The organism is Duganella radicis (assembly GCF_009720825.1).
Lineage (GTDB): Bacteria > Pseudomonadota > Gammaproteobacteria > Burkholderiales > Burkholderiaceae_D > Rugamonas > Rugamonas radicis.
This window is the reverse complement of record NZ_WNKY01000024.1, coordinates 1-22292: the sequence shown is the minus strand read 5'-3', so window position 1 is coordinate 22292 and position 22292 is coordinate 1. Positions and strand designations below refer to the sequence as shown.

Below are 22292 nucleotides of genomic sequence, written 5' to 3'. Positions count from 1 at the left end.
CTGTTTCGGAGTGTGGATAAGGAGACATAATGAAAAACCCAGGGTTCGTTTTGTCCACCGTCGCCGCCAGCCTGATGCTGGCGTATGGCATGCCGGCGACGGCCAGCGTCACCAGTCCCGTCATCGGCGCCTTGCTGTGGTCGGAAGAGTTCAACGGCACGGCGCTCAACACCAGCTTGTGGACCACCTACGACGGCAATGGCTGCCAGATCAATCTGTGCGGCTATGGCAATCAGGAGCTGGAGTACTACAGCCCCGCCAACCTGTCCATCGTCAACGTGCCGTTCGAATCGGGCACGCGGGCGTTGGCGATCCAGGCGCGCAGCCAGACGGTCGGCGGCAACGTCTTCACCTCCGGCAAAATCGATTCCTTCAACAAGGTGCAGGTGCAGTACGGCATGGTGGAAATCCGCATGGCCACGCCGGCACTCGGCACCGGCTTGTGGCCGGCGGCGTGGATGCTGGGCGTGAGCCCGCAGACCTGGCCGCGCAAGGGCGAGATCGACATCATGGAAATGGGGCACAAGGCCGGCGGCCGCGCGGCGGCCGGCACGCCGGCCCCGGGCATCGACAACTTTGTCGGCGCCAACGTCATCACCTGGCAGCAGGCGGCCTGCGTGCCGGGCAATGAAAGCTGCGCCGCCTCGACCGCGTGGCAGACCAAGAACTGGTACGTGCCATCGCAATCGCTGGCCAACCGCTTTGTGATTTACCGCTTCTACTGGACCGAGTCGCAGATGCGCTTCACGGTGATCGACAAGGGACTGGAGTACGACTTGTACAACAGCCCGCTGCCGGTGAATTCGTCCGCGCTGCAAGCGCCGTTCTACCTGTTGTTCAACCTGGCGGTGGGCGGCAACTTCACCGACGCGGCCACGCCGGCGCAGGTGACGGCGCCGCTGCCGGGCACCATGTATGTTGACTATGTACGGGTGTATCAGCTGGACGGCAAAGGCGCGGTCAAGCTGGGCAACCAGACGCCGGCGGAGGTGGGCAAGTTCGGCGTGTACACCGATAACACCGTGGTCAACAACAAGCTGGAGGCGGGCAACACCTCGGACGTGTTCGTGTGGAATACGGCGTCCACCTCGGCCGGGAACATCGCGCCGTATGAGGGGGCGAATGCGCTGTCGTGGAGTTTCAACACGCCGGGCTCATGGTTTGGCGGCAGTGTGCAATCGCGCCAGGCGCGCGACATGAGCGGCTTCCGCAATGGCAATCTGAAGTTGAAGATCAAGATCCCGGCCAATGTCGCCTTCACGGTGGGCATCCAGGATACCTACACCAACCAGAACGCGGTGAAATTCCCGGCCAACGCCACCGCCTACGGGCTGGTGCGCAATGGCGACTGGGGCACGGCCACCATTCCGATCGCCGACCTGGCCGGGCCGAAAGTGGCGCTGCAATCGATGCTGGACCTGTTCCAGATCGCCAGCGATGGCGCGGCCTTGCCGCAGTCGGCGTTCCAGATGTCGGTGGACGACGTGATCTGGGATAGCGGCGTGGCGCCCACCCCGACTCCTACGCCCACTCCAACGCCTACGCCGACACCGACACCTGTTCCGACCCCAACGCCGGCGCCGGCCGCCACCCAGACCAGCGCAACGATGCTCAAGTTCACCATCAACACATCGGGCTGGGCGGACGTGCACTACACCGTCAACAACGGCGGCCAACTGAACGTGCGGATGACGCAGGCGGGTGGCATCAACAGCCACACCGCGAGCGGCCTGAAAGCGGGCGACGTGGTGCGCTACAACTACACCTACTGGGACAGCGCCAACAACTACGCGGTCGACACCGCCCAGCAAACCTACACCATGCAATAACCCGGGGTCAGTTCTTGCAATCGAACACGAGCTCATGCAATAACCCGGGGTCAGTTCTTGCAATCGCACACGAGCTCATGTATGAATGCAAGAACTGACCCCGGTTGGGGTTAGGGCGCGACGGTGGCTTTCAGCGGGTGGGCGGCGCGGGCGGCCTGGAGTTTGACTTTCTCCTGCCACTCGGCCGCCGTCTTCACGTGGCCGGCACGGTCCCAGGCCGCGCCGATGTAGTAGCGCAGCGGTTTGCCGGATTCCACCGGTGCGAGGATCAGCTCGTTCAGCGGATCTTCCGCCGTGCCGGTGGCGGTTGGCAGTACGATGGCGATGCCGAACGCGCCTTTGGTGTCTTGCGTTACCCATTGCGTCAGCGCCACGCCGTCGCGGCCGACGGCGATTTTTTCATTCTGGTTCTTGTCGGCCGGCTTTTTGTTCAGGCCTACCGCCACCGTCAGCTGCGACGGGCCGCTGAAGGTGAAGGTGCTGTCCATGGTGTCGAAGTCCTGGCCGGCATCGACGGTGAAGCGCTTGACTTCGCTGACCTTGGCGCCGGCCGCATCCCAGCTGTCGTAGCTCAGCTCGAACACGCTGCGGATCGGACCGTTGGCCAGCACTTTCCACGCGGCGTAGTTGCGGCCCACGTACAGTTGCTTGCCGTCCCACACGCCGGTGCCGCCGGCGCCGCGCGATTTGCCGACGTTGTACATGTCCATGCCTTCACCTTCGTCGTGGTGATAATGGTCGTGCCCCTTGTTGTACCAGCGGTCGACGATTGGATAGTTCACGCGCTTGAACCAGATGTCCAGCCCGCTCGTGACCAGCACTTCCTTGCCCACGCCCGCCGTGTCCGGTGCGCCCAGCGCCGGGCCGTAGGTGCGGTGGCCGACGTGGTCGTTTTCCCACGCGAAGTCATCCAGGCGTTCCGGCACGTAGCGGGCGAAGGTCTTGGCGGCGAATGGCTGGGTCACCGTCTCGGTTTTCTCGACCGTGAAGCTGGCCTGTTTTTCGCCGGCGGCAAAGCTGTGCTGGAAGTACAGCTCGCCGTAGGCGACGCCGATGCCCTGCGGGTCCTTGGCCCGCGGCTTCACATTGCTGACCTGGTAGGGCAGCAGATTGCCCTTGCTGTCCTTGACCGCGATTTTCTGGATCAGCGCGCCCGGCAGCGCGCGGTTGATCTCGCTCCACGGAATGGCGATGGTTTCCGACGGCCGCGCCTGATCGAGATCGTTGGTCACGGTGATGCGCGCCAGCTCGGCCGCGTGCAGCGCGCCGCCGGCCAGCAGGGCGGCGATCGGTAACAGATAAGTACGCATGGCGGTCCTCTTATTCATGACTGTAGTTGGTGGCGCCGGCATCTTTCGGCACGTAGTGGTAGGTGCGCAGCTTGACCTGGATGTCGATCTTCGGATTGTTGAGCAGCTTGATCATTTCGGCGCCGGCCAGCAGCGCCGGGCCGTAGCCGTGCAGCGCGTCGACGCTGGTCGGGCGGTTGTAGTAGTAGATGTGGTCGCTGGCGAAGGTGGTGCCGACGCAAGTGCCTTCCACCTGGCCGCGCGCGTTGATGCGGGTTTGCAGGCCGACCCAGCCGGCTTGCGCGATCGAGCCGTAGGTTGCCGGGCTGATCCAGCCTTCGTTGATGGCGTGCGCGATCACGTAGGTGAACATGGCGCTGGCCGAGGTTTCAAGATAGGAATCGTGGCGGTCGATCATCTGGTGCCACAGGCCCTCGCCCGACTGCTGTTCGGCGATGCCGCGCAGGGACAGGCGCAGCTGCGCCAGCACTTTCGGATAGCCGGGATGGTTTTTCGGCAGCACGTCCAGCAGGTCGCTCATGGTCAGCGCCGCCCAGCCGTTGGCGCGCGCCCAGTAGAAGCGCGGCGCGTCCGGATTGTTGGCGTTCCAGCCGTGGGTGTACAGGCCGTTTTGCGGATTGAACAGGTAGCCGGTCATTTGCAGCACGTTCTTGACGGCGTCGTCGTAGTACTCGCGCTTGCCGGTCAGGTGGCCGATTTCGCCCAGCGGCATCATGCCCATGTACATATCGTCGGCCCACAGCGACACCGCTTGCGGACGCTCGCGCGCCAGCGTGCCGTCTTTCAGGCGGAATTGTTTTTTGGTGACCCAGTTGCTGCACACGTCGATGAACTGGCTCATGTCCGGGCCGATTTTGGCGAAGCGGGCGCGGATCAGGGCGGCGCACATGGAACCGGCATCGTCCAGCGAGCGCGGCTCGATAAAGCGGGCGAAGCTGTTGGCGCGCTTGAGGTGGAACTGTTCTTCCTGGGCCTTGAAGTAGGGCAGCTTGTCGTGCATGAACTGGAAGTGGCGCTCGATCATGGCGGTGTACTTCTTGTCGCCGGTGACGGCGGCGGCTTTCATCAGGCCGGCATGCACCACGCCCATTTCGTAGACCTGGATGCCCCACTCGGCGCTGCTCGGCTCGACGATGGCGTCGGCCACCGGCTTGCTGAAATCGGTGATCTGCACGCCGCTGTCCTTGTGGACCACCCTGGTCGGCGTGGTGACTTCCATGTAGCCGCGGATGCGGTCGAGCGAAGCGGTGATCTCAGCCACGGTCGGCTTTTTGTAGGGCACGGTGTAAGTGCCTTCGCCAGCGTCGTAGACGCTTTTGTTGTCCGGATTGCGGTAAGGGCCTTCGGCGTGGGCGGGAAGGGCGAGCAGGGCGGCGGCGACTGCCGCGAGCAGGGCGGTTGGGGAGGTCACGGGTTTTCGTCTCGTTATTGTTAAACGTTTATTTGGTCAGACCATTCTAGATTGGTCCGGCCACTTTTGCAATCCGGACAGGCCACTTTTGTGGCTTGATAAAAAGCTTTCCTGAGAGTGAACAAAATCCCGGATTCTGTCGCCCTATGAAAAGAGACATGGGAGTACAATCGTTGTGAACGATCGTGCTTTTTGGCACATAAGGAGACAGCATGGATTTGACTTACACGGCTGCGGACCTGGCGTTTCGCGATATGGTGCGGGGCTTCCTGGACACCAATCTGCCGAGCGACCTGCAAAAGAAAGTCCGCAACCACCTGCGCCTGAGCCGCTCGGACTACGTGCGCTGGCACCAGATCGTCGCCCGCCAGGGCTGGGCCGCGCCCGGCTGGCCGGTCGAGTACGGCGGTCCCGGCTGGAGCGCCACCCAGCGCCACATCTGGGAAGAGGAGTGCGCGCGCGCCGGCACCCCGCCGATCCTGCCGTTTGGCGTCAACATGGTGGCGCCGGTGATCATGGCCTTCGGTAACGATGCGCAAAAAGCCCACTACCTGCCGCGCATCCTGAATTGCGATGACTGGTGGTGCCAGGGTTATTCCGAGCCTGGCTCCGGCTCCGATCTGGCCTCCCTGAAAACCACCGCCGAGCGCGTGGGCGACCACTACATCGTCAACGGCCAGAAAACCTGGACCACGCTGGCGCAGCACGCCGACATGATCTTCTGCCTGGTGCGCACCGACACCACCGTGCGCAAGCAGGAAGGCATTTCCTTCCTGCTGATCGACATGAAATCGCCAGGCATCACGGTGCGTCCCATCATCATGCTGGATGAAGACCACGAAGTGAACGAAGTCTTCTTCGACAACGTGAAAGTGCCGGTGCAAAACCTGATCGGCCAGGAAAACAAGGGCTGGACCTACGCCAAATACCTGCTGGGCCACGAGCGCACCGGCATCGCGGCGGTGGGCCGTTCCAAGCGCGAGTTGCTGTTCCTGAAAAAGATCGCCTCCGAACACTACAAGCACGGCAAGCCGCTGATGCAGGACCCGGTGTACGCGACCAAGGTGGCCAACGTCGAAATCGAGCTGATGGCGCTGGAAACCACGGTGCTGCGCGTGCTCACCCGCGAATCGCATGCGCCGGGGCCGGAAGCGTCGCTGCTGAAAATCCGCGGTTCGGAAATCCAGCAACAACTGACCGAACTGATGGTCGAAGCGCTGGGGCCGGATGCGCTGCCGTTCGACACCGACTACCTCGAAGGCAAGGCCGACCATGCCGTCACCGGCGACGACGCGGCCGCGCCGCTCACCGGCTACTACTTCAACTACCGCAAGACCTCGATCTACGGTGGTTCGAACGAGATACAGAAAAACATCATCACCCAGATGATTCTGGGTCTGTAAGGGAGCGGCAATGGATTTCAATTTCACGGAAGAGCAGCAGCAATTTGCCGACGCCCTGCGCCGCTGGGTGGACAAGGACTACACGTTTGACACCCGCACGCGCATCGTGCATTCGGCCAGCGGCGTGTCGGATGTCGCATGGAATACGCTGGTGGAACTGGGCATGACGGCCTTGCCGGTGCCCGAAGAGCAGGGCGGCTTCAGCGGCTCGGCGGTGGATATGCTGGTGGTGATGCAGGAATTGGGGCGCGGACTGGTGGTGGAACCGTACTTCGCCACCGTGTGGGGCGCCAAATTCCTGCAACTGGCGGGCAACCAGCATCACCGGCTGGAAGACGTGGCCAAGGGCGAGCTCAAGCTGGCGTGCGCGCTGGGCGAGAAGCATTCGCGCCACGACCTTGCCGATATTAAAACCATCGCCAGCATCAACGGCGAAGGCTACCGCATCGATGGCACCAAGACCGTGGTGATCCACGGCGGCCAAGCGGGGGCACTGATCGTTTCCGCACGCAGCGCCGGCACCCAACGCGACACCAATGGCATCAGCCTGTTCGTGGTGCCGGCCGAAACGCAGGGCGTGGTGATCCGCGACTACCGCACCATCGACGGCCAGCGCGCGGCCACCGTGCAGTTCAATCACGTGGCGGTACCGGCGTCCGCGCTGCTGGGCAAGTTGGGCGGCGGCTGGGACATGCTGGAAGAGGCGGCGGACTACGGCGTCAGCCTGCTGTGCGCGGAAGCGGTGGGCGCGATGGACGCCATCTTCAACGCCACGCTGGAGTATCTGAAAACCCGCAAACAATTCGGGATCGCGATCGGCAGCTTCCAGGCCTTGCAGCATCGCATGGCGGACATGTACATCCACCTGGAGCAAGCGCGCTCGATGGCGATGCTGGTGGCGGCGCGCATGGATTGCGATGCGGAGGAACGCCGCCGCGTGGCGTCGGCGGCCAAAGTGCGGATCGGGCAAGCGGCGAAGTACATCGGCCAGCAAGCGGTGCAACTGCACGGCGGCATGGGCGTGACCGACGAACTGCCGGCCGCCCACCACTTCAAGCGCCTGACCATGATCGAGCTGACGCTGGGGGACGTCGACCACCACCTCGAACGCTTCACCGCCCAGCGCGGATTCCAGCAGCATTCGTGATCAGTCGCGACTCGGCGGATATTTTTATTTTGAATTTAGTACGTTAGAAACACTCGCCATGACCGAATTAGTTGCCAAACTCATTCTTGCTGCCTATGCCACTCTGGTTGGCTTCATTGGGCAGTTAGCGGCTTTAGACAACATCGATCTCGGCTATTCGCCGATCTTTGTCATTATCACGTCTATTTCCGGACTTTCGCTGGCGGCTGCGGTTCTCATCGTCGTGCTGGAGTGGGACGCCGCGATTCTCAGATACTGGCGGCCGCTCTTTTGGCTCAGTTGCTTCGATCTGGTCGTTGGTACCTTCATGGATTTGGGGCACATGTCCAGCAGCTTTTGGCCTCGTGTCTTCATCGCGTTGGTTGTCGTTAGCTTCCTGGCTCCAGCCTATTACTTCAGTTACGTCCTGGCGTACAAGACACGCCAACGCAATTCCAAGAATGGCATATGAACGAGTCGGATGAGTCCGCAGTTAGCGCTGACGAGCTAAAAACATGATTTGGTTGTGGGGCGGTTCTTGGTCAAGTGGCTTCTTACTAGGCATCTGAACTTCGTAAAGCCAGTCCTTGGGGAAACCGCTGAGTACTATGAGCGAATGCTCTATGCGGAACCAACGGGTACGAGATGGGTGGCCTATTTCCTCAAACCTGCTGGACTGCGTATAGAGAGGTACACTGAAGGCGAGGAAAAAGCGACTGATTTTCAAGCTGGCGTACCTGTGTGAGGGTATGCTTAGGCGGAAACCGGCTAAATGCAGACCCTTTGGAAAATATGGCGTACTCTGGAAAAATTGTTTTGCTTTCGAAGTCTGGATATCACTCCGAGCGGGACGATGCGTTGTTGCTTGAGTTGCTACAGGACCGTATTGAACTATTCTGCGTACTCGGCCAGGACTCCGCTAAATGGGAGGATGCTCTAGACTGGATGTGCGTTGGTGAGGATGGGGACGGACAGCATCTCATCATCACTACCTGTCATCAAAACGAATCACTGGAATAAGTGGTCTCGTTCGCGCAAATGTTTAAAACGCGTTATGAACATGCAGTTCAAGTGATAGAGCGGTAATGCTGCAACCGGCCAGAAGCGGACCTTAGGCAGAAGAGGGATGACACGCACATCTTGGGGATGCAATGAAGTGGCAACGTAACGATAGATATCCATCACGGCGTAGCACTCGGAAATTTGCAACGTTCGACCAATCATACCGGTTGCTGAAGCGTCCGATTTACGCCATGTCTATAAGTGGAAGATGGAGACTCCTGCGGTCACTAACGGCACGCGAGCATTTGCACTTCAGTCGATTCTGGGCGCGAAATCGATACCGTAACGCACCGCCAAATTATGGGCCAATTCTCCGGCAACGCCGACTACAGCTGGCGATACAGTTTTCAAAAGCCGGATACGTGGTTCATCCAACCTTGCTGGGCATGTCTCTACCTAAGGGGCCATCTGGGTTTTGGCTCGAACAGGTGTGTCCTTGGAAGGGGCCGGTCAAAGTAGCTGTCGGGTAAAAAGCCATCGTCGGTCTTCGTGCGGCACCACTGCGAATGCCTGCTCTGGGGCGTAAGGGGAAGCGCATCGCGGCTGTATCGGGAATGTTTTAGCTCGTAAAAATGAAAAAAGCCGGAGCAAGTCACCCCGGCTTTTTGTTTGCGCCGCCAGTGATTACGACGATTTGATCAGGCCCGAAATGTAGGTCAGCGATGCGGTGATTTTCGGGCCGAGGATGGCCAGGCCAGCGGTGATCGCGGCGGCGATGGCGGCTGCCATCAGGGCGTATTCGATAGCGGTGATGCCGGCTTCGTCGTTGATGAAGTTTTTGACTGCGTTCATGATGGACCTCGTTTAAGTTGATGGGGGTAGGTTTTTTAATGCTCAACTAAAACGGGGTTCAGGTTTTAGGTGCTGCTCGTGTACTGCCGATGAGATGCATTCTACGGACAGTCGTGCATTTGATCACCGGACAAACGTCACTTTGTTCCGTGACATTTATCACTTCTTGCGACGCTTGAAGCAGCCCGGCACGCCTTTGCCGCCCGCCCACGTGGCGTAGCCGGAAGGTTTATTGCGCCAAGGATGTCAGGCGCGCGCGATTAGCATCGACCCAGTGTGGTAGGTCGTCGGCAGGCATCGGCTTTGCAATGAGAAAGCCTTGTGCCAAATCACAGGCGAGGTCGCGCAGTAAATGCCAGTCGGCTAGCGATTCCACTCCCTCTCCAACCGTCGTGACCGCTAGCTTCACCCCCATGGCGATGGAGGTTTCGAGGATCGCTCGTCGGTTAGGTCGCTCCGCGGCGCCATCGACGAAAGCTCTATCTATTTTCAGTTCTGTGAACGGACAGCGTGACAGTTGCTGCATCGACGAATAGCCAATGCCGTAATCGTCCATCGCTAAACCATAGCCTTTCAGGCGAAGGCGCGCCAGATTCGCCAGACAGGACGACAAATTATTCATGACCGTCGTCTCCGTCACCTCCCATGTGATGCAGGATGGTGGAATTTCGTAATTTGCTACCAGATCGGTAATGCGGTCGATGAAGCCGCGATCACCCAGGTTCTCGGCAGAAAGATTGATTGAGACATCGATGGACAATCCACCACTACGCCATGCGGCCATATCACGCAGCACTTGCTCGATCAGCAGTAGCGTCAGCTTTGCCATTAATGGCGTGCCTTCCAGAATGGGGATGAAGAAAAATGGAGAGACGATCCCCTGTATGGGATGCTGCCATCGCGCCAAGGCTTCTGCTCCGACAACCTGACCGGAACTGATTGCAACCTTGGGTTGGTAGTAAGGCAAGAACTGCTTCTGATCAAGAGCAAGCTCCAGTTCATCCAGCGTAAAGGTAGTGTGCTTGGCGTCGAACCTGGTTTCGTTGCCGCGCTCTGGAGCACGACTGATTAAATCAACCAGGCTTTCGCGCTTGATGGGCTTGAGCAAGGTACCCAGCAGTGGCAGCTTGGCATCCTCTGCGCTCATGCTTTCCACCACTTCCAGCAAGCGCGGATCGCGGGCGCTGGTGACAATGATGTGCTGAGCATAGGCGGCATCGGTGATGCGTTGGGTCAGCTCGATTCCATCCATGCCAGGCATGTCCAAATCAGTGATGACGAGGTAGAGAGGCTCGGACGCGACTTCCTTCAATAGCCGTATCGCCTCGACCCCGTCGGTCGCTGCCAGCACGTGGCCAAAGCCCAGCTCTTGGAGTAATCTAATCAGATAAACTCGCTGCGTTAAGCTGTCCTCGACCACCATCACCGTGTAGTTTGACCAAGTATGCATATAGTTTCCTCTGGCATGCCGTAGAAAGCTCATGTGCGGCGGTTGGCAAGGCGTCCTTGGCTGATTTCTTAGCATACCGAAGCTGTAACGGTGGAAATCTCACTCTTTGTAACTGAATTCAATTTCGTTCTGTCAGAACAACGCGCGATAGGACGATCAGGTTCTGGCGGACGTTGGGCGGTTGCGGATGTTGCTTCAGGGATTTCTGCGTCATCGCCATGAAGGCGCCGATCATGGCGCTTTGTTCGAAGACGTCGCGCACTTTTTCCGGCGGGTTGTTCTTGAGCATGTCGCGCAGTTTGTCCTGGGCGCGGAACTGGCGGGTGACGGCGTCGTAGGCTTCGTCCGAGACGTCGGCGCGCTGCGCGGGCGGGAAATTCATCGACAGGATGCTGGCGTTGGCCTGGATGTTGGGCGGGGCGGTGACCAGCGGCGGTTTCTTGTATTTGGGCTCCGGCTCGCCCGCGTGATGCAGGATCGGCTGAGGCCACACGGTCACGTTGTCGTAACTCATGCCGTAACCGCAGCACTGACTGTAGGCCGGCGGCACTATGCCCGCCATCAGGGCAGTCAACAGGACGCTGTACTTCATGGCTCGCCTTTCCAGAGGTGGAAACGGCTCAGCATAAAGAACAACCCGCGCACGATACAGCGTTTTTTGCTGTACCGTGGCGCGGGCTGGGGGATCAGGCTTGTTGTTGGCGACGGCGGCGCGCCAGCGCGCCCACCAGCGCCAGGCCCGAGACCATCATGCCGTAGGTGGCCGGTTCCGGCACGGCCGTCACCGAATTGATCCACGCGATGTGCGAGAAGGTCGCGGTCGAGCCGGACAGGTCGCCGTAGCTCGACGAGTTCTTGGTGCTGACGTCGCAGCCGCTCAGGCCGAAGTACGGGCAGGATTCGCTGCCTTGCCAGCCCCAGCTGTGCACGCCCGACAGGATCCACTCCGAGCCGTTCCACACGAAGTCGCCGCCGCCCGAGTCGCCGCCGGCGATCAGCGCTTCCTGGGAGCCGAGGCCGATGCCGCTGGTCCAGCCGCCGCCCACCACGTCCGACATGCGGCCCAGGGTGTTGTGGGCGTTGGTGCCATCGTCGTAGTCGCTCATGTAGGTGACGCCCGGCGCGTAGTAGGCGGCGTCGTAGCCCCAGTGGATGGCGTCGTCGCTGATTTTGTTGTAGCTCTGGCTGTCGACGTCGAAGGTGTTGTAGCCGTAATGCCCCCAGGCGCCGTCGCTCCAGTTGGTCGCGGTGTTGCTGCCGCCGACGGTGGTGGTGCCGTAGCCGGCCATCAGGTAGTCCTTGCCGACGTCGTTGGTGGTGCTCAGCTTGTAGCCGTTGATGGTGGTGACCGACTGGTTGAGCTTGACGATGGCGATGTCGGCGCCGGTGTCGAGATCGCCGTTCCAGTGCGGATTCACGTAGGCGCTGCCCACCGCCACGGTGCGGGTGACGGCGGCGGTGCCGTTGGCCCAGCCGAACTGGACTTTCATGCTGGTGAAGTCGTCCGCGCAGTGGGCGGCGGTCAGCACGTACTGGCCGCCGGCCAGCAGCGAGCCGGAACAGGCCCAGTTGCCTGCCGAGTTGGAGAAGGTGATGCGCGCCACGCCATCCAGCGCGCCGGCCACGCCATTGAAGCTCTGGCCCGGCGTGAAGCGCCAGTTGGACGGATCGGTGGCGTTGCCGGTCAGCGGCGTCAACAACTCGGCATTGCCGGCTTGCGCGGCCGATGCGGCCAGCAGGCCGGCCGCCACGGCGATCATGGTGAGTCCTTGCGTAGAAATTCTCATAAAAGCTACCCCTGATTAGTATGGTTATTGTGACAGCGCTCTTCCATGCCCCCTTGATAAGGATGAGTCACGGAATTGTCAATATAGCATTGATAATTGTAAAAATGTTTTGTATTTTTGTGAAATACATTTTTACAACAGCGTGGACAAGCAGGGTGTTTTTACGCTAGGGACAAACCATCAAGCCAGGCAGTAGCGGTTGCGGCCGGTCTGTTTGGCGCGGTAGAGCAGGGCGTCGGCGTTGCGGATCAGGACGCTCGGGTCGACGCCGTCGGACGGCGGCAGGATGCTGGCCAGCCCCATGCTCAGGGTGACGATGGGGGCGGTGGGCGAGGCGGCGTGCGGAATCGCCAGCTTGCGCACTTCGTCGAGGATGCGCTGGGCCACCACTTCCGTGCCCTCCTGGCCTTCCTGCGGCAGCAGCAGGATGAATTCCTCGCCGCCGTAGCGCGCCAGCAAGTCCTGCGGCCGGGTGGCGCAGCGCTTCATGGCCGCGCTCACCTGTTGCAGGCAGGTGTCGCCGGCCTGGTGGCCGTAGTGGTCGTTGTACAGCTTGAAGTGGTCGATGTCGATCATGATCACCGACAGCGGCAGGCCGGCGCGCGCGCAGCGGCGCCATTCGGCGTCGACGGTGTCGTTGAAGTTGCGGCGGTTGGCCACGCCGGTCAGGCCGTCGGTCATGCTCAGCTCGCGCATGGCGTCGGCCTGGCGCTTGATGGTCAGCTGGCTGCGCACGCGCGCCCGCACCACCGCCACATTGAAGGGCTTGCTGATGAAGTCGACCGCGCCGCCTTCCAGCGCCCGCGTCTCGTCTTCCGGCTGGCTGAGGGCGGTGACGAAGATCACCGGGATGTCTTGCAGGCGCGGCGAGCCGCGCAGGGCCGCCACCACCGCGTAGCCGTCCATGCCGGGCATGACGGCGTCCAGCAGGATCAGGTCCGGCTGCTGCTCGCGGGCGATCTGCAAGGCTTGCTCGCCGTCCAGCGCGAACAGCACCTCGTGTTCCTCGCGCAGCGCATGGTGCAGGATCTGGATGTTTTCCATGGCGTCGTCCACCACCAGGATGCGCCCGTTTCGCGCCAGATCGGTCCAGCTCATGCACTTTCCTTTCGCTGCAACATGTCTTCCACCATCCGGCGCGCGGCCTTGAAATTGAGGGTTTCCACTGCCTCGCCCAAGGCTTGCGCCTGGCTGGCCGAGGCCAGCGCCGGGCGCAACGCCCTGTAGTGTTCCAGTGCTTTCAGATTGTTATTTTGAAGCAAACTTTGCAGCTCCGCCAGTTTTTGCTCCAGATCGGACGGTTCGGTGTTGCTTACCGGAATATCCTGCGGCGGCGCCGCCAGGCCGCGGGCGGTGCGCGTGACCACTTCCAGCGCCTGTTCCAGCCGGTTCAGGGCGGCGGGCAGGGACAGGCTGTCGCCGGGCGGCGCGTGCAGCACGGCCTCGGCGGCCGCGCTCAGGCGGGCGACGTCGCTGGCGCCGAGGTTGGCCGCCACCCCGCGCAGGCGGTGCAGCACCTGCGCCGCCTGGGCCTGCTGGCCGGAGGACAGCAGGCCGCGCACCTCGGCCACGGCGCCGCCCTGCGACTGTTCGAAGCGCTTGAGCAGGGCGGTCAGGGCCTCGCGGTTGCCGCCCAGCCGCGCCAGCGCCGCCTCGGTGTCGATGCCCGGCAGCGGCGACAGCGGCGGCATCAGTCGGGCGGTGGGCGCCGGTGTGGCCGGCACCGGCGCCACCATCTCGCGCGTGGCGCCGCGGATGGTGACCAGCCGGGTCAGCACCGAGATCAGTTCCTCGACGTCGATCGGCTTGGCCACGTGGGCGTTCATGCCGGCTTCGTTGGCGCGGCGGCGGTCGTCTTCCAGCACATTGGCGGTCATGGCGATGATCGGCAGGGTCAGCAGGCCCTGGCGGCGGATTTCGCGGGTGGCGTCGTAGCCGTTCATGACCGGCATCTGCACGTCCATCAGCACCACGTCGTAGCGCTCGGGCGCGGCCGCCAGCAGTTCCACCGCCAGCTGGCCGTTGGCCGCCACTTCCACCGAGGCGCCGGCATGCAGCAGCATGTACTGCGCCACCTCCTGGTTGATTTCATTGTCTTCCACCAGCAGGATGCGCATGCCGGTCAGGCGGTCTTGCAGCGGCGCGTGTTCCAGCTGGGTCAGGACGTTGGCGGTGGCATGGTCGCCGGCCAGCATGGCGCTGACCCGCTCCAGCAGCCGCGCCGGGCTGACCGGCTTGGCCAGCACGCCGGACAGGCCGAGCGCGGCCGATTGCTGCACCAGGGTGGCGGCCTGGTGTTCCGAGGTCATCATCAGCACCGGCGGCAGGTGCAGGCCGGGCGGCAGCTGTTGCAGCATGGCGGCGCCGTCCACGCCCGGCATGTCGCGGTCCAGCAGCAGCAGGTCGTAGGGGCGGCCGGCGCGCGCGCATTCTTGCAGCAGGGCCAGGCCCTGTTCGGCGCCGGCCGCGCAGGCGGTGTGCCAGCCGAAGCTGTTGCCGGCCGCCAGCAGCGCCTGGCGCACGCTGGCGTTGTCGTCGATGATCAGCACCGACAGCGACTTGCTGGCCGGCGGCGGTTCCGGCGCCGCCAGCGGCGTCGGGCATTCGAGCGGGCAGGCGAACAGGAATTCCGCGCCGCGCCCGGGCGCGCTGCTGACGCTGATGGCGCCGCCCATCATGTCGGCCAGCTGGCGGCAGATCGCCAGGCCCAGCCCGGCGCCGCCGAACTTGCGGCTGGTGCTGCTGTCGGCCTGCGAGAACGCCTCGAAGATGCCGGCCTGCTGCTCGGCGGCGATGCCGATGCCGGTGTCGCGCACCAGGAATTCCACCAGCAGCGCGCGGTCGCCCGGCCTGGCCGAGCCCGGGGCCGGGCGCACCGACAGCACCACCTCGCCGCGGGCGGTGAACTTGATGGCGTTGCTGACCAGGTTGAGCAGCACCTGCTGCAAGCGCATCGGGTCGCCCGCCAGCTCGGTCGGCATGGCGGGATCGATGTTGTACACCAGCTCCACCCCCTTGTCGCTGGCGCTGCCGCTCAGCATCACGCTGATGCTGTCGAGGATGTGCTGCAGGTTGAACTGGGCGTGCTCCAGCACCAGCTGGCCGGCCTCCACGCGCGAGAAGTCGAGCACGTCGTTCACCAGGCTGAGCAGGGACTGGGTGGCGAACTGGATCTTGTGCAGGTAGCCGCGTTCGCGCGGCGCCAGCGGCGCCTCCTCCAGCAGGCGCGCCAGGCCGATGATGGCGTTCATCGGGGTGCGGATCTCGTGGCTCATATTGGCCAGGAATTCGCTCTTGGCGCGGCTGGCGGCCTCGGCGCGGTCGCGCGCCACCATCAGTTCTTCGTTCAGCTCCTGCAAGTGCAATTCCGTTTCTTTCAACTCGGTGATATCGGAGACTAGCACAAAGAAACCCTTAACCGCGCCGGCATCGTCGAGGTCGGGAATGTAATTGACCCAGGTGTGGCTGATCTCGCCCGACGGCCATCGCAGGCGGCCGGCAAAGCCCTGCGGCTCGCCGGCCAGCGTGGCCGCCACGTAGGGTTCGCCTTCGGCATACTCCTGCTGGCCGACCACGTCCGGCATGTGGGCGCCGATGATGGCGTGCTGGCTGACCCCGTGCCAGTCGAGGAAGTAGCGGTTGGCGAAGCGGCAGCGCAGGCTGGCGTCCCAGTAGGCCACCATGCCGGGCAGGTTGTCGGTCACGGTGCGCACGAAGTGTTCGCTGGCGGCCAGCCGTTCGGCGGTGGCGTGCAGCACTTCCCTGGCCTGCTTGCGGTCGGTGATGTCGAGCGAGATGCCCAGCACGTGGGTGGGCTGGCCGTGCGCGTCGCGCAGCGCCACCTTGCGCGTGGTCAGGTAGCGGGTGCCGTTGGCGGTCACCAGCGGTTCCTCGGGGATGTCGGTGACCACGCCCGGCGCGGTGGCCAGCACGCGCTGGTCGGCGGCCTTGAAGGCGTCGGCCATCTCGGCCGGCATCAGCTCGTAGTCGGTCTTGCCGATGATGCGTTCGCTGGTGGTGCCCAGCATCTGGGCGCCGTAGCGGTTGAAGATCTCGAAGCGCAGGTCGCCGGCGCGCTTGAGGAAGATCATGGCCGGGATGTTTTCCAGCACCGAGCTCAAAAGCTGGCGCGAGCGCAGCAGCTCCGCCTCCACCCGCTTTTGCTCGGTCACGTCCAGCAGCAGGGCGGTGATGCCGATGATCTTGCCGTCGGGGCCGAATTGCGGGTAGTAGCTGGCCACCCAGTGGCGGCGCTGGCTGGGGTCGCCGCCCTGGTAGCCGGTGCGTTCCAGGCCGGTCAGCGGCTTGCCGCTTTCCAGCACCATGCGGTAATCGGCCAGCACCGTGTTGCGCACCTCGGCGTCGGGAATCATGTCGCCAATGTGGCGGCCCAGGTGGGCCACCACCTTTTGCCGGTTGAGCGCGGCCAGGTAGTCGTTGATGCGCAGCACCCGCAGCTCGGCGTCGACGTAGCTGAGGCCGACCGGCGCGGTGGCGTACAGGGTTTCCAGCTGGCTGCGGTTTTTTTCCAGCTGGCTGGTGCGCTCGGCCACCAGGCTTTCCAGTTCCTGGCTGTGGCGCAACAGGTCGCCCTCCAGCGCGCCCAGCGCGTGCGCCACCATGTCGGCTTCGCGGAAGGAGGTGGCCGGCATGGCGAACGGCTTGCCGCTGGCCAGCGCCTGCGCCGGTCCCACCAGCTCGCGCACCGAGCGGGCGATGCGGCCGCCCACCGCCCACGCCAGCGAGAAGCCGGCCGCCAGCACCGCCAGCATGGTCAGGGCGATCAGCGACACCGCTTCCAGCAGGGAACGGCTGGCATGCGACTGCGGCGTGGCGATGGCCACCGCGGCGCCGCTGACCGGCGCCCGGCTCAGGCCCATGTAGACCGGGATGCCGGCCGCGTCCTCGATCGCCAGCAGCGCTTCCGGCCCTTTTTGCAGGTGCTCGCGCAGCGCCGGATCGGCCGCGTGCCCCAGCAGCAGGCGCGGACCGCCGGCCTGGGCGACGATATTGCCGTCGGCGTCGAACAGGGTCATGGCCTGGTCGGCGGTGATGTGTTCGTCCTTGAGGGTGCGCGCCAGCCGGTCCGGCTTGAGCAGGGCGGTCAGGGTGTAGGGGATGCGGCTGTCGATGAACACCGGGACGTCGATCGCCAGCAGCGCGCTGCCGGCCACCACCACCACCGACATCTGCGGCCGGCCATGGCTGAACAGCGGCGCCAGCCGGCGCGCGTTGTTGACCGGATTGAAGGTGTCGGGCAGCGGCGCGCCCACATTCAGCACGATCTTGCCGCTGGCGTCGCTGAGGATGAATTGCGAGGCCGGGAACTGCGGACTGAGCAAGGCGCCCGCCTGCAGCCGCAGGGCCGCCAGGTCGCCGGCGCGCACGCTGGGCGAGGTGGCCAGCGCCATGGCCGCGCCCTCGCTTTGCACCAGGTCGCGGTCGATGGCGGCGGCCACGGCGCGCGCGGCCTGCTGGGTGTCAGTCTTGAGGGTTTCGCGTTCGTTGGCGTAGAACTGGGCCACCAGGGCGCCGAAGCCGACCACCGTCGGCAAGGCGCAAGCCAGTACCAGCAGCGCTATCTGCGAGCGGATGGATGGCAGCGGTTTGCGTTGTGTCTCTGGCACGCGTCTGGCCTCGGTCGGGGGCTGGCAGCACGATAGTAGCCGAGGCGGACGATTTCACAAAGGGGTTTTGTCCGCGGCGAAGCTCGGCCGCCACAGCCTCAGATGGCCTTGCCGCCAGCGTAGGCCCAGCCCAGTTCGGCCATCGGCCGCGCCATCCGGCCCGATTCCAGCGCCTGGGCGCTGGCGGCGGTGCCGTCGACGTGGCGCTTCATGATGCCTTGCATGATGCTCGCCAGCCGGAACATATTGAAGGCCAGGTAAAAATTGAAGTCGGCCAAGGCGATCCGCTTGCCGGTGCGCTCGGCATAGCGGGCGATGTATTCCTGCTGCGAGGGAATGCCCAGCGCCGCCAGGTCGAGGCCGGCGATGCCGCGGAACTTGCCCGGCTCGATGTGCCAGCTCATGCAGTGATAGGAAAAATCGGCGAACGGATGGCCCAGGGTCGACAGTTCCCAGTCCAGCACCGCCAGGATGCGCGGCTCGGTCGGGTGGAACAACAGGTTGTCGAGGCGGAAGTCACCATGCACGATGGAAGCGCAGTTGTCGCCACCGTCGCCGGCCGGGATGTTGGCCGGCAGCCAGGCGATCAGCCGCTCCATGGCGTCGATGGTTTCGGTCTGCGAGGCCAGGTATTGTTTGCTCCAGCGCTCGATCTGGCGCGCGAAGTAGTTGCCCGGCTTGCCGTAGTCGGCCAGGCCGATGGCCTCGTAGTCGACCGTGTGCAGCTGGGCGATCACGCGGTTCATCTCGTCGTAGATGGCTGCGCGCTCGGCCGGCGTCATGCCGGGCAGGGCCTGGTCCCACAATACCCGCCCGGCGACGAATTCCATCACGTAGAAGGCGCGCCCGATCACCGACTCGTCGGTGCACAGGGCGTACTGGCGGGCGGCCGGGAAGCCGTGTTTTTGCAGCGCGTCCATGACGCGGTATTCGCGCTCGATGGCGTGGGCGGAGGGCAGCAGTTTAGCGGCCGGCGCCGGCTTGGTGCGCAACACGTAGTGCTGGCCGCCGATGCTGAGTTTGAAGGTGGGATTGGACTGGCCGCCCTTGAACTGCTCCACGCTCAGCGCGCCGTCCGGGTAGCCGGCGACGTGCTGGCGCAGCCAGGCGTCCAGCGCCGCCACGTCGAACTGGTGGCGCGCCGACACGGCCTTGGTGCCGATGAATTCCTCAAACATGCTGTCTCCCGCTGGTTGGTGTGACAGCTATTCTAAACGAATAAAAGTACGGCCGTGCTTTTAATTTCAGAAGAACAGGGCGGTGCGCTGGATGACGCTGCCGTTGTTGGTGTAGGGGCCGGTGGCGCGCACCGAACCGGTGTTGTATTTGCCATCGTCCAGCTTGCTGTCGACCTGCTCGGCGAACGAATCCGGCAGGTTATCGAGGCGCACGCCGTTGCCGCCGCGGCCGGCCACCACGTCGTTGTAGATGTAGACCGCGCCGCCCTGGGCGCTGGTCATGAAGTCGGTGGTGCCGTTGAAGGAGCCGGTGATGAAGCCGGACAACGCCAGGTGCTGCGGCGCCAGCAGGTACTCGGCGATCTGGCCGTCGCCGTTGCCGTTGCCGGTGGCGCCGGGCGCGTGGGTGGTGCCCTGCACGTCGTCGCCGGGCAGGGCGCGGAATTTGTCCTGGTAGGCGTTGACCGCCGCCGTCAGCGAGGTCGATTGCTGGATGATGTTCTTGACGCGCGCGCTGTCGATCAGACCCTGGCCTTTCAGCACGCCGCCCAGCAGCAGGCCGATGATGACCAGCACGATGGCGATTTCAACCAGGGTAAAGCCGCGTTGGCGCGTGATGTGTGGGCTTGGACGCATGGGAATTCCTTTCGATTTTTATGGCGCTAGTATAGCAAGCGGGTCAGGGCTTGTGGCCGGCATTCAGCTGGTCCAGCCGGTCGGATAAGAATTTGAGTTCGTGCGGATCGGTGATCTGGCCGCTGCGCAGCAGGCCGCCGATCAGGGCGCGCGCACTGTCGCTTTCATTCATGTCCTCGGCGATGAAGATCTCCAGCTCGCGCGCCCAGGCCGGCACGCCGGGACCGGTGGCGTGCAGACGGATGGCTTCGGCGTAGCGGCGCGCCAGCGGCAGGTCGTGCAGGCGGTGCTTGGCCACCAGCGCGGCGTGCGCCAGCCAGGGCCAGCGGCGGTCGGGGTCTTCCAGGTAGCTGGCGTAGACGAAGTCCAGCATCAGGCGCGCGCGCGCCGGATCGGTCACGCCGCCATACACTTCGCTGGCGGCCAGCAGCGGGTACTGGCCGCGCGGGTCGAGGTCCAGCACGCGTTGCAGCCAGGCCACCACCTTGCGGTAGTCGAGGTCGCGCCAGGCGATGCTGATGCCGGCTTGTTCGTCGAAGCCCTGCACGTACAGCATGGTGGCCTTGGACAGCGCCACCGGGTCGCCCAGCGCGGCCAGTCGCAGGCTGGCCAGCGACGGCGCAGGCGGCAAATCCTGCGCGCGGGCGCGCGGCGGCGGACGGCTGGCCTGCCAGCCGATTTGCAGCGCCAGCGCGAGCAGCACCGCCAGCAGCACCGCCCGCGGCGCCTGACGCTGAGCGGCGCCGATACGGAAGCCGGGCCGCGAGGCCGGGGCGGGCCGGCTGGCGCCCTGCGGCGCGTCGTCAATACGAGCGCCGGGCGGTGGCGAAGGGACGGCACGGCCGGCGCCCTCCGGCGAGGAGGCGTGGTCGTCGGGCGGCGGGGCGGCGGCGGTCATGCGCGGCCTCAGATGGCTTTGCGGTGCAGGTCGAACAACGCGGCGGCCGCCAGCAGGGCGACGTAGATCGCGGTCTGGGTGGCGATGGCGGCGAACTCGGCGCCGCTGCCGCTGTGGTAGACCAGCCAGTCGCTGCGGGTGAACTGGTCGAGATGCGGCAGCAGCAGCGCCAGGCCGTCGATGCCGGCGTTGAGCGCCCGCTGGCTGGCGCTTTGCACGGTGGCGCTGGCGTGGCCCAGCAACTGCAAGGCGGCCACCACGCGCGCCAGCAAGTAAAACGAGAACGCCGCCGCCAGCGCCGGCAGCACCTGGCTCAAGGTCAGCATGCACAGCACGCTGAAGGCGGCCACGATCCAGCATTCGCACAGCAGCGAGAACGCCCACAGCGCCGCCTGCGCCGGTGGCGCGAAAAACAGGCCGAGCGCACCGAACAACAGCGCCGGCAGCACCGCCAGCGCGCCAAAGCCGGCCAGCTTGCCGAACAGGTAGACGGCGCGCGGCATGGGCAGCGCCAGCAGCAGCTCCAATCCTTTGTCGTTGGCCTCGCGCGCCATGCTGGTGACCACGAAGGTGGCGATCAGGAACACCGCCGCCAGCCGCAGCACCGCGCCCAGCAGGGCCGCTTGCAGCTGGCGGCTTTCGGTCAGCGCCAGCTCATTCAGGAAGCCGCTGACCGCCACCGCGCCGGCCGCCATGATCAGCAGTAGCCACAGCAGCCGGTTGCGCAGCGCCTCCAGCAGCGTGTAGCGGGCGATGGTGAGCGCGGGCCGCATCATGGCAAGCGCTGCGCCGCCACCATGCGGTTGTACAGGATGTTGGGCGAGATCCAGATCACCATGTCGTCAAACGCGCCGCCGGGCGCGCGCTGGTCGTCGCTTGGCTCGCGCGCGATCAGCGCGGTGCCGGAGCTTTGCAGATTGGTCTTTTCGTCGATGTTGCCGACGCCGGCGTCGGCGACGATGGTGTTCTGGTCGCTGGTGGCGCCGTAGCCATTGCGCCCGAACGAGATGATGGCGGCCGGAATGTCATTCACGCCGGTCGCCGCCGTCAACTGGCCGTTGGGCGCGCGCGTGGCGATGGTGATGTCGCGCGCGCTGCGCAGGGTGAACAGGGCGCTGGAATCGGCGAACTCCGGCGTCACCGAATAGCCCATCAAACGGTTCCAGCCGTCCAGCCGGCCGACGCCCAGCGTGGCCCATGGCAGGTAGCCGTAGCGCTTGTTGCAGCTGTTGTTGGTGCGATCCTCCAGGCCGTTGCTGGCCGAGATGGCCGGGCAGGGCAGGTAACCGTTGCGCAGCGCGAAGCCGAACAGCGCCTCGCGCGCCTCGTCCATCACGCGCCGGGTGTCGCTGACGCGGCGCTGTTCCATCTGCGACGACAGCGGCGCGATCAGGCCGCCGATCAGCAGGCCGACAATCAGCAGCACGATGGCGATTTCCACCAGCGTGAAGCCGGACTGCGTCCGGCGCCGGCGCGCAAGCTTAGGGTTCATTGACATCCTTGATGCGGCTTTCATTCAGGTCGTAGCGCTGGCCGGCCTTGAGGGTGATCTTGCGGCCCGACGGCAGCACCATGGTCAGATTGGTGGCGGCCACGCCTTGCGGCGACAGCAAGCCTTGCAGGCCCGGTTGCGGCACGCCGTTGAGCCACACCGTGACCTGGTTGTCGCTGCTGCGCAGCACGCCGGACATGGTCAAGGCGGGCGGTGGTGGCGGCGGCGCGCCGGCCGTGTCCGCGGCGGCGCCCATGGGCGGTTGCATGGCGGGGTCGCCGGCCACGGCCG

Annotated in this window: 19 protein-coding genes; 5 read left to right on the top strand and 14 right to left on the bottom strand. The window is 64.2% G+C overall.

Going from position 1 to position 22292, the window contains the following annotated elements; translation table 11 throughout:
• Positions 1-29 precede the first annotated feature (29 nt).
• Complete coding sequence (locus GM676_RS19825; protein WP_155465617.1) at positions 30-1829, top strand: glycoside hydrolase family 16 protein; 1800 nt, start codon at positions 30-32, stop codon at positions 1827-1829.
• Between the two features lie 110 nt (positions 1830-1939).
• On the opposite strand, the gene GM676_RS19820 is transcribed toward GM676_RS19825, so the two are convergent.
• On the bottom strand, positions 1940-3139 hold the full coding sequence (locus GM676_RS19820) for a DUF4861 family protein (protein WP_155465616.1): 1200 nt from the start codon (positions 3137-3139) through the stop codon (positions 1940-1942).
• Between the two features lie 10 nt (positions 3140-3149).
• Positions 3150-4550 (bottom strand): glycoside hydrolase family 88/105 protein, encoded by a 1401-nt coding sequence (locus GM676_RS19815; RefSeq protein WP_371866309.1) that lies wholly within the window; start codon positions 4548-4550, stop codon positions 3150-3152.
• Positions 4551-4762: 212 nt separating this feature from the next.
• Between GM676_RS19815 and GM676_RS19810 the strand changes: the two genes are divergently transcribed.
• The 4 genes from GM676_RS19810 (at position 4763) to GM676_RS33115 (ending at position 8099) form a co-directional block, all read left to right on the top strand.
• Positions 4763-5953, top strand: coding sequence for an acyl-CoA dehydrogenase family protein (locus GM676_RS19810; protein ID WP_155465615.1), 1191 nt, complete (start codon positions 4763-4765; stop codon positions 5951-5953).
• Positions 5954-5963: 10 nt separating this feature from the next.
• Positions 5964-7100: an acyl-CoA dehydrogenase family protein gene (locus tag GM676_RS19805; protein ID WP_155465614.1), complete on the top strand. Its 1137-nt coding sequence runs from the start codon at positions 5964-5966 to the stop codon at positions 7098-7100.
• 58 nt (positions 7101-7158) lie between these two features.
• Positions 7159-7551 carry a hypothetical protein gene (locus tag GM676_RS19800; protein WP_155465613.1) on the top strand — a complete coding sequence of 131 codons (393 nt, stop codon included), beginning with the start codon at positions 7159-7161 and terminating at the stop codon, positions 7549-7551.
• A 320-nt stretch (positions 7552-7871) separates the two neighbouring features.
• The gene (locus GM676_RS33115; RefSeq protein WP_503826188.1) at positions 7872-8099 is read left to right on the top strand and encodes a DUF7684 family protein; all 228 of its coding nucleotides are present in this window, start codon (positions 7872-7874) and stop codon (positions 8097-8099) included.
• Positions 8100-8765: 666 nt separating this feature from the next.
• Here GM676_RS33115 and GM676_RS19795 read toward each other — a convergent pair.
• The 12 genes from GM676_RS19795 to GM676_RS31585 all read right to left on the bottom strand — a co-directional run.
• On the bottom strand, positions 8766-8933 hold the full coding sequence (locus GM676_RS19795) for a Flp family type IVb pilin (RefSeq protein ID WP_092269705.1): 168 nt from the start codon (positions 8931-8933) through the stop codon (positions 8766-8768).
• Between the two features lie 229 nt (positions 8934-9162).
• Entirely contained in the window at positions 9163-10383 is a 1221-nt protein-coding gene (locus tag GM676_RS19790) for an EAL domain-containing response regulator (RefSeq protein WP_170304325.1), read from the bottom strand.
• A 118-nt stretch (positions 10384-10501) separates the two neighbouring features.
• Positions 10502-10975: a hypothetical protein gene (locus GM676_RS19785; protein WP_155465611.1), complete on the bottom strand. Its 474-nt coding sequence runs from the start codon at positions 10973-10975 to the stop codon at positions 10502-10504.
• Positions 10976-11069: 94 nt separating this feature from the next.
• Entirely contained in the window at positions 11070-12170 is a 1101-nt protein-coding gene (locus GM676_RS19780) for a trypsin-like serine protease (RefSeq protein ID WP_155465610.1), read from the bottom strand.
• Between the two features lie 180 nt (positions 12171-12350).
• Positions 12351-13268, bottom strand: a complete 918-nt coding sequence (locus GM676_RS19775) for a diguanylate cyclase domain-containing protein (protein WP_155465609.1) — start codon at positions 13266-13268, stop codon at positions 12351-12353.
• Positions 13265-17797: a PAS domain-containing protein gene (locus GM676_RS19770; RefSeq protein ID WP_371866307.1), complete on the bottom strand. Its 4533-nt coding sequence runs from the start codon at positions 17795-17797 to the stop codon at positions 13265-13267. The genes GM676_RS19775 and GM676_RS19770 overlap by 4 nt, the downstream gene beginning before the upstream one ends.
• Positions 17798-17895: 98 nt before the next feature.
• A complete protein-coding gene (locus GM676_RS19765) occupies positions 17896-18975 on the bottom strand; it encodes a phosphotransferase (RefSeq protein WP_155465608.1) in 1080 nt (359 codons plus the stop codon).
• A gap of 66 nt (positions 18976-19041) precedes the next feature.
• Entirely contained in the window at positions 19042-19611 is a 570-nt protein-coding gene (locus GM676_RS19760; RefSeq protein ID WP_155465607.1) for a prepilin-type N-terminal cleavage/methylation domain-containing protein, read from the bottom strand.
• A 43-nt stretch (positions 19612-19654) separates the two neighbouring features.
• Positions 19655-20509 (bottom strand): hypothetical protein, encoded by an 855-nt coding sequence (locus tag GM676_RS19755; RefSeq protein WP_229262779.1) that lies wholly within the window; start codon positions 20507-20509, stop codon positions 19655-19657.
• 8 nt (positions 20510-20517) lie between these two features.
• Positions 20518-21285: an ABC transporter permease gene (locus GM676_RS19750; protein WP_155465606.1), complete on the bottom strand. Its 768-nt coding sequence runs from the start codon at positions 21283-21285 to the stop codon at positions 20518-20520.
• On the bottom strand, positions 21282-22001 hold the full coding sequence (locus GM676_RS19745) for a prepilin-type N-terminal cleavage/methylation domain-containing protein (protein ID WP_155465605.1): 720 nt from the start codon (positions 21999-22001) through the stop codon (positions 21282-21284). Before GM676_RS19745 ends, GM676_RS19750 begins: the two co-directional genes overlap by 4 nt.
• A partial coding sequence (locus tag GM676_RS31585) for a hypothetical protein (RefSeq protein ID WP_211923268.1) occupies positions 21991-22292 on the bottom strand: 302 nt, incomplete at its 5' end. The genes GM676_RS31585 and GM676_RS19745, both read right to left, overlap by 11 nt.

Excerpts from the sequence above, each read along its gene's own strand:
- GM676_RS19825 (WP_155465617.1), top strand. The coding sequence starts at position 30 with ATGAAAAACCCAGGGTTCGTTTTGTCCACCGTCGCCGCCAGCCTGATG.
- GM676_RS19820 (WP_155465616.1), bottom strand. The coding sequence starts at position 3,139 with ATGCGTACTTATCTGTTACCGATCGCCGCCCTGCTGGCCGGCGGCGCG.
- GM676_RS19810 (WP_155465615.1), top strand. The coding sequence starts at position 4,763 with ATGGATTTGACTTACACGGCTGCGGACCTGGCGTTTCGCGATATGGTG.
- GM676_RS19805 (WP_155465614.1), top strand. The coding sequence starts at position 5,964 with ATGGATTTCAATTTCACGGAAGAGCAGCAGCAATTTGCCGACGCCCTG.
- GM676_RS19800 (WP_155465613.1), top strand. The coding sequence starts at position 7,159 with ATGACCGAATTAGTTGCCAAACTCATTCTTGCTGCCTATGCCACTCTG.
- GM676_RS33115 (WP_503826188.1), top strand. The coding sequence starts at position 7,872 with ATGGCGTACTCTGGAAAAATTGTTTTGCTTTCGAAGTCTGGATATCAC.
- GM676_RS19795 (WP_092269705.1), bottom strand. The coding sequence starts at position 8,933 with ATGAACGCAGTCAAAAACTTCATCAACGACGAAGCCGGCATCACCGCT.
- GM676_RS19790 (WP_170304325.1), bottom strand. The coding sequence starts at position 10,383 with ATGCATACTTGGTCAAACTACACGGTGATGGTGGTCGAGGACAGCTTA.
- GM676_RS19785 (WP_155465611.1), bottom strand. The coding sequence starts at position 10,975 with ATGAAGTACAGCGTCCTGTTGACTGCCCTGATGGCGGGCATAGTGCCG.
- GM676_RS19780 (WP_155465610.1), bottom strand. The coding sequence starts at position 12,170 with ATGAGAATTTCTACGCAAGGACTCACCATGATCGCCGTGGCGGCCGGC.
- GM676_RS19775 (WP_155465609.1), bottom strand. The coding sequence starts at position 13,268 with ATGAGCTGGACCGATCTGGCGCGAAACGGGCGCATCCTGGTGGTGGAC.
- GM676_RS19765 (WP_155465608.1), bottom strand. The coding sequence starts at position 18,975 with ATGTTTGAGGAATTCATCGGCACCAAGGCCGTGTCGGCGCGCCACCAG.
- GM676_RS19760 (WP_155465607.1), bottom strand. The coding sequence starts at position 19,611 with ATGCGTCCAAGCCCACACATCACGCGCCAACGCGGCTTTACCCTGGTT.
- GM676_RS19755 (WP_229262779.1), bottom strand. The coding sequence starts at position 20,509 with ATGACCGCCGCCGCCCCGCCGCCCGACGACCACGCCTCCTCGCCGGAG.
- GM676_RS19750 (WP_155465606.1), bottom strand. The coding sequence starts at position 21,285 with ATGATGCGGCCCGCGCTCACCATCGCCCGCTACACGCTGCTGGAGGCG.
- GM676_RS19745 (WP_155465605.1), bottom strand. The coding sequence starts at position 22,001 with ATGAACCCTAAGCTTGCGCGCCGGCGCCGGACGCAGTCCGGCTTCACG.